Source organism: Lysobacterales bacterium (assembly GCA_016703225.1).
Lineage (GTDB): Bacteria > Pseudomonadota > Gammaproteobacteria > Xanthomonadales > Ahniellaceae > JADKHK01.
Map to the genome: position 1 here is coordinate 337,320 of JADJCM010000002.1, position 11,673 is coordinate 348,992.

The following is an 11,673-nucleotide window of genomic DNA, read 5'->3' on the forward strand; positions in this document are numbered from 1 at the left end:
GGATCGCCCGCGGCCAGTCCGCGCCGTCCCGAATCAGGCCTCGATCTCGTCTCCGGGCCAAGGGTCGTCGCCGAGTTCCGTCGGCTTCAGTTGCGGCCGCTCAACCTTGAACCACTGCGCGTACAGCGCCGGCAGGAACAGCAGCGTGAGCGCGGTGGCGACGATCAATCCCCCCATGATCGCAACTGCCATCGGGCCGAAGAAGGCGCTGCTCTTGAGCGGGATCATCGCCAGCACGGCAGCGAGTGCGGTCAGCACGATCGGACGGAAACGGCGGATGGTGGAGCCGACGAGCGCGTCCCACGGGGTCATGCCCTCTCCGATGTCGTGGTCGATCTGATCGACCAGGATCACCGAGTTGCGCATGATCATGCCGGACAGCGCGATCGTGCCGAGCATCGCGACGAAACCGAACGGAGTGTTGAACAGCAGCAGGAACAGGGTCACGCCGATCAGGCCGAGCGGCGCGGTCAGGAACACCAGGAAGGTGCGCGAGAAACTCTTCAGCTGGAACATCAGCAGGGTCAGCACCACCACCACGAACAGCGGCACGCCAGCATTCACCGAGGCCTGGCCGCGGGCGCTGTCCTCGACCGTGCCGCCGAGCTGCAACAGATAACCCGGCGGCAGTTCGGCGCGCAGTTTGGCCAACTGCCGGTCGACCTGCGCCGTCACCGTCGGTGGCTGCACCTCGCCGTAGACATCGCCACGCACGGTCACCGTCGGCAGCCGGTTGCGGCGCCAGACGATGCCTTCCTCCAGCCCGTACTCGATGGTCGCGATCTGCGCCAGCGGCACCGACTTTCCGGACTCGGTCGGCACCGCGAGCGAGTCGAGCAGCGACAGCCGCGCACGCTCCTCGACCGGGCTGCGCAGCATCACGTCGATGGTCTCGTCGCCCTCGCGGTACTGGGTGATGCGCGAGCCGCTGATCGAGCTCTGGATGAACTGCGAGAGCTGCTGCGAGTTGACGCCGATCTGGCGCGCGCGGTCCTGGTCGATGACCAGGCGGATCACCTTGCTCGGCTCCTCCCAGTCCAAATGCACGTTGGACAGGTCTGCATTCGCGCGCATCACCGTGGCCACCTCGCGGGCGATGCGGCGCACCGTCGGGATGTCTTCGCCCATCACCCGGAACTGCACCGGAAAGCCGACCGGCGGCCCGTTTTCCAGGCGCGTCACGCGTCCGCGCAGTCCGGTGAACTCGTCCTCGAACAGGCGAATCAGCTTCGCCCGCAGCGCTTCGCGCGCGTCGATCGACTCGGTCAGCACCACGAACTGCGCGAAGCTCGCCTGCGGCAATTGCTGGTCGAGCGGCAGGTAGAAGCGTGGCGAGCCGGTGCCGACATAGGCCACATAGTTCTCGACGCCCTTTTGCTGATCCAGGAACTGCTCCAGGCGAAGCACTGCCTTGTCGGTGGCGTGCAGCGAGCTGCCTTCGGGTAGCTTCATGTCCACCATCAGTTCGAGTCGCGTCGAAGCCGGGAAGAACTGCTGCTGCACGAAGCGGAACAGCCCGAGCGAGACCACGAAGGCGAGCGCGGTGGCCGCAATCACGGTGCGCCGATGATCGAGGCACCACTCCAGGAGTTCGCGAAAGCGGCGATAGAAGCGGGTGTCGTAGAGGTCGTGCCCGGCGTGTTCGGCGCGCAACTTGTCGCCGTCAGGCAGCAGGCGATAGCCGAAGTAGGGGATGAACACCACCGCGGCGATCCAGGACAGCACCAGCGCGATCGTCACCACCTGGAAGATCGAGCGCGTGTACTCGCCGGTGCCGGACTGTGCGGTCGCGATCGGCAGGAAGCCGGCGGCAGTGATCAGGGTGCCGGTGAGCATCGGGAACGCCGTGCTCGAATAGGCGAACGCGGCGGCGCGGATGCGGTCGTAGCCCTGCTCCAGTTTCACCGCCATCATTTCCACCGCGATGATGGCGTCGTCGACCAGCAGGCCGAGCGCCAGCACCAGCGCGCCGAGCGAGATCTTGTGCAGGCCGATGTCGAAGAAGTACATCGCCGCGAAGGTCATCGCCAGCACCAGCGGGATCGACAGCGCGACCACCAGCCCGGTGCGGTAGCCGAGCGAGAAGAAACTCACCGCGAGCACGATCAGCACCGCCTCGCCGAGGGTGCGCACGAATTCGGCGATCGAGTTGCGCACCGCGCGCGGCTGATCGGCGACGCGCGCGAACTCGAGCCCGACCGGCAAGTCCTTCTCGATATTGGCGGTTGCCTCGTCGAGTGCGCGGCCGAGGCGCACGATGTCGCCGCCCTTCTTCATCGCCACCGCGAGGCCGATGCCCTCGCGGCCCTGGAAGCGCATGCGCGCAGCCGGCGGATCGACAAAACCGCGGCGGACCTCGGCCACGTCGCCGAGCCGGAACAGGCGGCCGTTGCCGCGGATGGTGATGTTGCGGATCGCGTCGACCGAGTCGAAGGCGCCGCTGGCGCGCACGAAGATGCGATCGTTCTCAGTCTCGAAGCTGCCGCCCGGCGTCACCGCGTTCTGCTGTTCGAGCTGCTGGATCACCGCGCTGAAATCGAGGCCGAAGGTGGCGATCTTGGCGTTCGCGATCTCGACGTAGATGCGCTCATCCTGGAGGCCGACCAGTTCGACCTTGGCCACGTCGGGCACGCGCAGCAGCTGCAATTGCACGCGTTCGGCATACGACTTGAGCAGGCCGTAGTCGAAACCGTCGCCAACCAGTGCGTAGATGTTGCCGAAGGTATCGCCGAACTCGTCGTTGACGAAGGGTCCCTGGGTGCCTGCCGGCAGCGTGTGGCGGACGTCGTTGACTTTCTTGCGCACTTGGTAGAACAAGTCAGGCATGTCCTTCGACGGCAGCGAGTCCTTGCCGATCACGAACACGTTCGACTCGCCCGGACGCGAATAGCTGCGAATGAACTCGAGCTGCGGCAGCTCCTGCAGCTTTTCCTCGATGCGCTCGGTGACCTGGCGTGCGGTTTCCTCGGCGGTCGCGCCCGGCCACAGCGTGCGCACGACCATGACCTTGAAGGTGAACGGCGGGTCTTCGCTCTGGCCCAGGCGTGAGTAGGACCAGATGCCGGCGATCGCCAGCACTACCGCGAAGTACAGCACCAGCGAGCGGTTGCGCAGCGCCCACTCGGACAAGTTGAACCCGCTCACAGCGTCACCGGGCGGTTGTCGCGGTCGATCGGCTTGATCGCCTGGCCGGGCTGCAGCTTGTGCACGCCGTTGGCGACGACCCAGTCGCTGGCGGTAACGCCGGCGGTGATGGTGGCGCCATCCTCGCGGTAGATGCCGAGCGTGACCTCGCGCAGCGCGACCTTGCGCGTCTTCGCGTCGACCACCCACAGCGCCGGCTTGCCGTCCTTTTCGTGGATCGCAGACAGTGGCAGCAGCAGCGAGGACGCGCGCGCGGCATCGGTGAGGTAGATGCGTGCGGTGCGCCCGAGCTGGACGTCGGCATCGGGGACATCAAGCGCTACGCGAACGGCGCTGGTACGCGTCGCCGGGTCGGCCTGGGGCGACACTTCGCGGATGGTGGCGGCGTAGCGCTTGCCACTTGCAGCCCACATCTCGGCGATGACGACGCGGCCGGGCTTGAACTCGCTGACGCGCGATTCGGGCACGTCGATGGCGACCTCAAGCTCCCCGGAATGGGCCAGGGTCATGATTGGCTGGCCGGCCGACACGACTTGGCCGACCTCGGCGCTGATCGTGGTGATGACGCCGTCCGCGGTCGCCAGCAAGGTGGTGTAGGCGCTCTGGTTGCGCGCCACTTCGAGTTGCGCGCGCGCCTGTTCGAGCCCGGCGGCTGCGGCTTTCTGCTGGTTGGCGCGGGCGTCGAACAGGGCCTGGCTGATGTATTTCTTGTCGAGCAGTAGGCGATGGCGCTCCAATTCGGCGTCGGCCAGCGCCAGGTTGGCTTCGGCCGAGGCAACCGCCGCTTGCGCCGCGCCGGCCTGCAGTTCCAGGTCTTCGGGCGCCAGTTCGGCCAGCGTCTGCCCCTTGCGCACGCGTGCGCCGACATCGACCAGGCGTTTGTCGATCTTGCCGGCAACGCGGAAGCCGAGCGAACTCTGCACGCGCGCACGCACGTCACCGGCGTAGGTCTCGATCGCCATCGCTTCGAGCGGAATCGGGCGCACGACGATGGCGGGCTTCACCGCTTCGGCGGGCTTGCCATTGCCGCTACAGGCGCCGGCCAGGATCACGAACAGGGTGACGAAGACGGCAGCAAGCGCGAGGCGAAGACGGAGCATGGCGAATTCCGATGGACGAGTTAGTGAACCGGGCGGTAGAGTATGGTTACCAAACCGAACTGTCCAGTATCGTAATGCCCAGAACCGCAAAGAAAGCCATGGCCCCCGGTCGGCCTAAGGACCTCGGCAAGCGCAACGCCATCCTCAATGCGGCCAAGCGCCTGTTCGCCAGCCACGGATTCGACGGCATCAGCATGGACGCCATCGCGCAGGCTGCGGGCGTGTCCAAGCTCACCGTCTACAGCCACTTCGGCGACAAGGACGCGCTGTTCAAAGCGGCGGTCGCGGCCAAGTGCGAGGAGCAGATGCCGGCGGCGATGTTCCGGGTACCGGCGGGCACGCCGGTGCGCGATGCCCTGATCGTGATCGCGCGCGGTTTCCATGGGCTGATCCACAGTCCGGAATCGCTGTCGCTGCACCGCATGATGATCGCCAACGCCGGTCAGGACGCGCGCCTGGCCGAGCTGTTCTTCGAGGCCGGCCCGCGCCTGACCCTGGATGGCTTCGAGCACTTCCTCGATCAGGCCATCGCCGCCGGCCAGCTCGATGTGCCGGACCCGGCGCGTGCTGCGCAACACTTCTTCTGCCTGCTCAAGGGCATCGGCCACCTCAAGCAACTGTGCGGTTGCCAGAAACCGGTGCCGCGCAAGGAAGTGGCCGCGCACATCGACAGTGTCGTCGACATGTTCCTGCGCGCTTACGGGACCAAGCGGGCGCGCTGATCGAGCCGCGGTTCGGCGGCGATCTGGAGGGCGCTCACTCGGGCGCGACGCAGTCGCCTGGTACCTGTTCGAAGCCGTCGCCGAACAGGGTTTGCGCACCGGGTGCGACGGCGGCCAGCGCGGCGCGTGGCTGCCCCGCCACCGACGCGAACTCGCCGCCGACCCAGATCGATGATCCGACGGCGGCGATGGCGCTCACCCAGGGATAATTGCCACCGGTGACGTCGGCGACCCACTGCCACTCCGGGAATGGGCTGGTCAGGGACAGTTTGACCAAGGCGCGACGCGGCTGGCCGCTCACCGAGCTGAAGCCGCCGCCCACGTAGGCCGCGCCGGCGACGATGCGCAGCGCACCCACGCCGTAGTTCACGAACGGCAGCCAGCGTGGGTCGAGCACGCCGCTGCTGCCGTCGAAGCGGGCCAGGCCACACAAAGACGTGCCCTGGGCAGACTCGAGATTCCCGGCCAGGTAGACGCGCCCGGCGGTGTCGGTGGCCATGGCGTTGATGCGGCCCTGCAGCACGCCGACGTCGAATGCCAGGGCCGAACCGTTGCTGGCGTCGACCATGCCGAGACCTGCGCGCGTGGTACCGCCGATCTGGTTGAAGCCGCCGTAGACCAGTACGTGCCCCAGCCCATCGCCGAGCAAACTGGACACCGACCCGTCGATGGCAGCATCGAATCCGGTATCCACGCTTCCGGCGCCGTCGGTTGCCAGCTTGGCCAGGCTGCGGCGGGAGATGCCGCTGACACTGGTGAAATCGCCGCCGACGAACAGTGCACCATCGGCGTTGGTCAGGGCTCTGACGATGTAGTTGGGAGCCGGGGTCCAGGTTGCATCGAGCGCACCCGTGATCGCATCGAGTTTGGCCAGGCGGCTGCGCGGGCTGCCATTGATCGTGGTGAACGCGCCGCCCGCGAAGAATCGGCTGCCGTTGGGGGCCAGCGCGAAGACGGTGGCGTCGGCCTGCGCCTGAAAAGCGTGGTCGACCGACCCATTGCTCGCGAATCGGGCGATGTGGCGGTGCGCGGCACCATCGACCTTGAGGAAGCGGCCGGCGACGATGGCCGCGCCACCGGCGACGGGCAGGATGCTGGACACCTCCCCGGGCAGTTCCGCGTCGATGCGCGGTGCGAGCGTGCCCGCCGTGTCCAAGCGAGCGAGTCCCATGCGCAGGCTGGTGCCCAGGTGCTTGAAGGCACCCACCAGCCAGATTTCTCCCGATGCCGTCGCGCCCACGGCGCGGACCTCGCCATCGGCCTGCAAGGCCCAGCCAGCATCGAGTGCGCCGCTGCCGAGCGCGTCGACACGCACCAGGTTCTTGCACGGGTTGCCGCCAACCAGCGTGAACATGCCGCCGATGTAGAGGTGGTCGCCTTCGAGCGTGAGGGCGTTCACCGGACCATTGATGCCGCCCGGGGTCCAGTTGGCGTCGGTACTGCCGGTACTGCCGAGCTTGGCGAGGCCGGAGCGCGGCGTGCCTCCGATCTCGGTGAAGTAGCCGCCGACGTAGAGTGCGCCGCCGGAGCCGATCGCGATCGCGGTAACGGTGCCGTTGCTTGCGGCGTCGAAGCTCGCGAGCAGTTGGCCATTGCCATCGAGTCGCGCGATGCCGCGGCGCGCATTTCCCGAGATGTTGGCGAAGTCGCCGGCGATCAACACCCTGCCGCTCGCCTCGACCAGCACTTTGCGGACCCACGCGTCCGGCGCTGCGCTGAAGCTCGCATCGACCGCACCGGTGACGGCTGAGAAGCGCTTCAGGTAGGTCGCCGACGGGCCGCTGCCGAAGCGCCCACCCACCAGAAGTCGCCCACCGCTGTCGACCGCCAGGGCACCCACCGCCTCTGGTGCGACGCCGGGCTGCCACATACTGACCACCGCAGACGCGCCGGTGAGTTTCGCCAGATGCGTGCGAGCAAATCCGCCCACGCTGGTGAACGACCCGCCCACGAACACGTCGCCGGTGGCATTCGCAGCCAGCGCACCGACGCGGTCATCGGCCCCCGGATTCCACGCCATATCGACGCTGCCATCGGCATTGATCCGGGCGAGATTCTTGCGCGCCACGCCGTTGATCGACTCGAACTCGCCGCCGATGATCCAGTCGCCATCGGGCATGGGGGCGAGCGCGTAGACGAAGCCGTTGCTGACGATGCTGACGTTGGGCGTGGACTGGAGGGTCTGGGCGAAGCCCGGGCTCGCGAGCGAGAGCAGGGCAGTGACCAGCAGGGCGGCAACCCACAGGGGACGGACGCGGAACATGGACATGGGATCTCCTTTCCCCCTCCATGCGCAGGAGCGCGGCGGATTTTTCGCGGCGCGCGTTTCATGGCCTCAGGCTCTGGGGTTGGCGATCGTCTGCCGGGCCGGCGATCGCGAGCCGGTTCTCAGGCGGGGCCCAAGTCGCAGGCGCTCGGCAGATCCTCGAAGGCGTCGCCGAACAGGGTTTCGACTCCGGTCGTGAGCGCAGCCAGCGAGCTGCGCGCCGTGCCGCCGATGCTGCTGAACAAACCGCCAACCCAGACCGAGGTACCGATTGGTGCAATGGTCTGGACGGCGTCGCCGCTGCTGATGCCGACATCCGCACGCCAGGTGCTCTCCGGAAAGGGGCTGGTCAGCGGCAGCTTGGCCAGGCTGACGCGTGGCACGCCGCTCAGCGCAGTGAATGAGCCGCCGACGTAGACCGCGTTGCCGATCACCGCCAGAGGCTGGATCGGGCCAGTGGCACGCGGGCGCCAGCGCGTGTCGAGTGCGCCACTGCCGCCGTCGAACCGGGCCAGTCCGCACAGCGAAGTGCCCTGGGCCGATTGCAGAGAGCCGGTCAGGTACACGCGCCCGCTGCCATCCATCGCGGCGGCGACCGGGAAGTTGCCACTCGGCAAGCCGGCATCGAAGGCGAGCGCGGCGCCGGTGCTGGCGGACACCATGCCGACATACCGACGCGCGCTGGCGCCGACCTGCGTGAAATAACCGAGCAGCAGCAGCCGGCCACCGCCGCCGTCTCGCACGTCCTTCGCGGCGGCATTCAGCCCGGCGTCGAAGCCGGTGTCCAGCGTGCCGCTGCCCGCCGTCGCCAGCTTCGCAAGGCCGCTGCGAGCGACGCCGTTGACTTGCGTGAAATCGCCGGCCGCATAGAGCGTTGCGCCGTCACGGTGCAATGCGCGGAGGTTGCCGTCGACGACGGGGGTCCAGGTCGGGTCGAGGGTGCCGCTGCCGAGTTTGAGCTTGGCCAGACGGTTGCGCGCAACGCCGTTGACGGCGGTGAAGGTGCCGCCGATGTACAGGTGGGTGGCGTCGCTGGACAGCGCGAAAATCGTTCCCTCGACGTTGGCCACGAATGCCGGGTCGAGTGCGCCAGCGGTCGTGAGTCGCGCGATGCGGGCGTGGGCTGCGCCGTCGATCTTGAGGAAGTTGCCGATCACCACGGCGCCGCCCGCGACCGGCTCGATGCGGGTGACCGTGCCCGGCAGTTCGGCATCGCTCGCGGCTGCCGGCGTGCCGGCTGCATCCAGGCGCGCCAGGCCCATGCGCAGTGCGGTGCCGACGTGCAGGAATTCCCCGCCCAGCCAGATCTCGCCCGAGGGCGGGAGGCCGATGTTTCCGACCGGTCCATCGATGCTGGCGGTCCAGGTGGCATCGAGGGCGCCGCTGCCGAACGCATCGAGTCGGGCCAGGTTGGGGCACACACCGCCGGCGATTTCTTCGAAAGCGCCGCCGACGTAGAGGCGGTTGCCATCGATCTCGAGCGTCGCGGTGCCGCCATCCGGGCCCTGGGGATGCCAGTCGGGGTCGGCTTGACCATTGGCGTCGAGCTTGGCCAGCCCGCTGCGGGCGGCACCGCCGATCTGGCTGAAGAATCCGGCGACGTAGAGCGTGTCGCCGCTACCGACCGCCATGGCGCTCACCGGACCGTCGGCGGCCGCGTTCCAATTCGCGCGCGGCAGACCGTCCAGATCGAGTCGTGCCACGCCGCGACGGGCCACACCCGAGATCTGGGTGAAGCCCCCTGCGACCAGAAGGTCGCCGTTGGCGGTGAGCGCGATCTGCTCGACGTGGGAATCGGGCAGTCCGACGAAACCTGGATCGACCGTGCCAGTGCTGGGCGACAGGCGCTTCAGGTAGCTGATCGCAGGGAAGTCGCCGAGCTGTCCGGCAACGAGCAGCCGACCGCTGCCATCGATCGCGAGTGCATTGATGAAATCGGCCCCGACGCCTGCCTGCCAGACCGCGAGCACGCCCGCGGCGGTGATCTTCGCCAACCCTGCGCGCGGCATCCCGGCGACATGCTGGAACCAGCCGCCGATGAACACGTCGCCGCCCGTGGTGATGGCGATCGCCCGCACCGATGCATCCGCCCCCGGATTCCACGCCGCATCCACGCTGCCATCGGCATTGATCCGGGCGAGGTTCTTGCGCGCGACGCCGTTGACCGAATCGAACTCGCCGCCGACGATCCAGTCGCCATCGGGCATGGCGGCGAGCGCGAAGACGAAGCCGTTGCTGACGATGCTGACGTTGGGCGTGGACTGGAGCGTTTGGGCGAAGCCCGGGCTTGCGAGCGACACCAGGGCGGCGAGCAGCAGGGAACGGATGCGGGGCTTGGACATGGAGATCTCCTTTCCCCCTCCATGCGCAAAAGCGCGGCGGATTTTTCGCGGCGCGCGCGGGATCAGTCAGTCCTTGGGCGCGTCGGGCGCGTGGCCCTCTTCGTCGCGGCCGATGTTGCGATCCTCAAAGGCGCCGGGCACCACAAGTTCCTCCGACAGCACGGTGCGGCAACGTACCTCGAAGGGCTGCGCCGGCGGCGCGATCGCGGCTGCGGGCGCGTTTTCGAATGCCTCGTAGGTGGCGTGCTCGCCGCTGCGGATCTGCTGTGCGCGCTGCCACGGCGACCAGCGCCAGGGCGGATGTGCCTCAAGCGCCGGCAGCGCGAAGATCTCGGTGGCCTCTTTGCGCAGCGTGCCATCAGGGTTCGGCCAGCGCACGGTGATGGCCAGTCGGCCGCTGCCCTGCACGCGCGTGGCATCGGGCGTGTCGCGCCACAACCAGGTGCGCCAGCCGTCGGCGACGATCACGTCGGTGAGCACGATGCCGGCGCTCTCCATCGTTGCCGCGGTGAGGTAGATCTTGCTCAGCAGATCGCCGGTGGCGGGGCTGGTCAGCGGCTCGGGCAGTGGTCGCGCGACCGATACTCGCAATTCGCAATGCGCGTGTGGATAGCGCCCGGTCTCGCGGTCCTCAAGCCATGGATGCCCCGGCATCGGCCGATAGCGACTGCGCCGGGCGTGTGCATCGTCCGGCAACAAGGAGGCGGCCACGCAGGCGAGGGCCAGCATCGCCGTCGCGTACTGCGCCGCGTGTCGTCTACGGAGCAGGTTCAATGCGTCGCCCGCCCCGGCAGCGCTGCCACGGCCCGGGCCAGCAGTCGCAGCGGCAGCGGTGGCTTGGCGTCGCGGCCGGCGAGGGCCATGCGCATCAAGTGCTGGAACGGCGGCGCCAGTTCGGCGAGGCGCAGCAGCGCGCGGCGCAGCAGGCGCATGCCGGGGCGGTCGTCGCCGTAGAGGTGCACCACCGACAGCGTCGCCAGGTACAGCGGCAACGCGATCGCGCGCAGGTTGCGTTCGTATTCGGCCAGCGGTTCGGCGTCGGCGATGTCCTGTCCGCGACGGCGCGCCAGCATCATCGCGTCGCTGAGCAAGGCGATGCCGCGCAGGCCGAGGTTGTAGCCGTGCGCGGTGATCGGGTGCATGCCGATCGCGGCGTCGCCCAGGCAGGCGAAGCGGGTCGCGACCAAACGCTCGGGCGCGACCCCGACCAGCGGATAGACATGGCGCTCGCTGACCAGTTGCATCGCGCCGAGGCGTTGCCCGTAGCGCGCGGCGACGGCTTCGCCAAAGGCTTCGGGCGACAGCGCCTTGAGCGCATCCATCTCGGCGGGCGTCAGCGTGATCACCACCGAAGCGAGGTCGTCGCGCAGCGGCAGCAGTGCCAGCGTCTGGCCGTAGCCAAGCCATTCCCAGGCGATGCCCGGCTGCGGCCTTTCCAGGCGCATGCGGCAGACCAGCATGTTGCGACCGAAATCGTGCTGGCGCGCGGCGATGCCCATGCGCCGGCGGCTGGTGGAGAAACGGCTGTCGGCCGCGACCACCAGTCGCGCTGTGATCACCTCGCCATCGTCGAGCGTGACCCGCGCCGCGTCCCCGTCGGTGGCGATGTCACCGGCCTTGCGCCCGAGCCGCCAGGTGATGCCTTCCGCCTCGGCCGCGGTCTCGTAGGCGACGCGGCGCAGTGCGTGATTGCTGACCATCCAGCCCAGCGCCTCGCTGCCTTCGGCTGCCGCCACCCGCATCGGCGATTCGGAATCGCCATCGAACACCTGCGCCTCGCGCAGCGGCGCGTACTCGGCCTCGCGCAATCGCGACCACTGGCCCCATTGCTCCAGCAATTGCAGCGACAACAGCGTCAGCGCGATCTCGCGCCCGTCGTCGCGAGGCGCCGCCAACGCCTCGCTCGCCGCCGGATCGACCACTGTCACCGACCAGCCCTGCCGCGCCAACACCCCGGCCAGGCTCAATCCCGCCGGCCCGGCCCCGATCACCACCACGTCACATGCGTCGCTCATGCCGGCATTGTCGCGCAAGTGCCTGGGCGATGGGGTTGAAGATCGGTGAGCGGGACGCGGGCTTTGAACCTTTTGCCGCCGGCG

Annotated in this window: 7 protein-coding genes; 1 reads left to right on the top strand and 6 read right to left on the bottom strand. The window is 68.4% G+C overall.

The genetic code is table 11. From position 1 onward, the window contains the following. Positions 1–33 precede the first annotated feature (33 nt). Both IPG63_10085 and IPG63_10090 read right to left on the bottom strand, forming a co-directional pair. Complete coding sequence (locus tag IPG63_10085) at positions 34–3,144, bottom strand: efflux RND transporter permease subunit (GenBank protein MBK6727592.1); 3,111 nt, start codon at positions 3,142–3,144, stop codon at positions 34–36. Beyond that, complete coding sequence (locus tag IPG63_10090; GenBank protein ID MBK6727593.1) at positions 3,141–4,244, bottom strand: efflux RND transporter periplasmic adaptor subunit; 1,104 nt, start codon at positions 4,242–4,244, stop codon at positions 3,141–3,143. The genes IPG63_10085 and IPG63_10090 overlap by 4 nt, the downstream gene beginning before the upstream one ends. Positions 4,245–4,318: 74 nt before the next feature. On the opposite strand from IPG63_10090, the gene IPG63_10095 reads away from it, so the two are divergent. Then, on the top strand, positions 4,319–4,966 hold the full coding sequence (locus IPG63_10095; protein MBK6727594.1) for a TetR/AcrR family transcriptional regulator: 648 nt from the start codon (positions 4,319–4,321) through the stop codon (positions 4,964–4,966). A gap of 34 nt (positions 4,967–5,000) precedes the next feature. Here IPG63_10095 and IPG63_10100 read toward each other — a convergent pair whose 3' ends face one another. From IPG63_10100 to ubiM, 4 genes are all read right to left on the bottom strand, one after another. Next, positions 5,001–7,235: a delta-60 repeat domain-containing protein gene (locus IPG63_10100; GenBank protein MBK6727595.1), complete on the bottom strand. Its 2,235-nt coding sequence runs from the start codon at positions 7,233–7,235 to the stop codon at positions 5,001–5,003. A 119-nt stretch (positions 7,236–7,354) separates the two neighbouring features. Continuing rightward, a complete protein-coding gene (locus tag IPG63_10105) occupies positions 7,355–9,574 on the bottom strand; it encodes a delta-60 repeat domain-containing protein (GenBank protein ID MBK6727596.1) in 2,220 nt (739 codons plus the stop codon). Between the two features lie 66 nt (positions 9,575–9,640). Continuing rightward, positions 9,641–10,348: a hypothetical protein gene (locus tag IPG63_10110; protein MBK6727597.1), complete on the bottom strand. Its 708-nt coding sequence runs from the start codon at positions 10,346–10,348 to the stop codon at positions 9,641–9,643. Beyond that, on the bottom strand, positions 10,345–11,589 hold the full coding sequence (gene ubiM, locus IPG63_10115) for a 5-demethoxyubiquinol-8 5-hydroxylase UbiM (protein MBK6727598.1): 1,245 nt from the start codon (positions 11,587–11,589) through the stop codon (positions 10,345–10,347). Before ubiM ends, IPG63_10110 begins: the two co-directional genes overlap by 4 nt. Positions 11,590–11,673 lie beyond the last annotated feature (84 nt).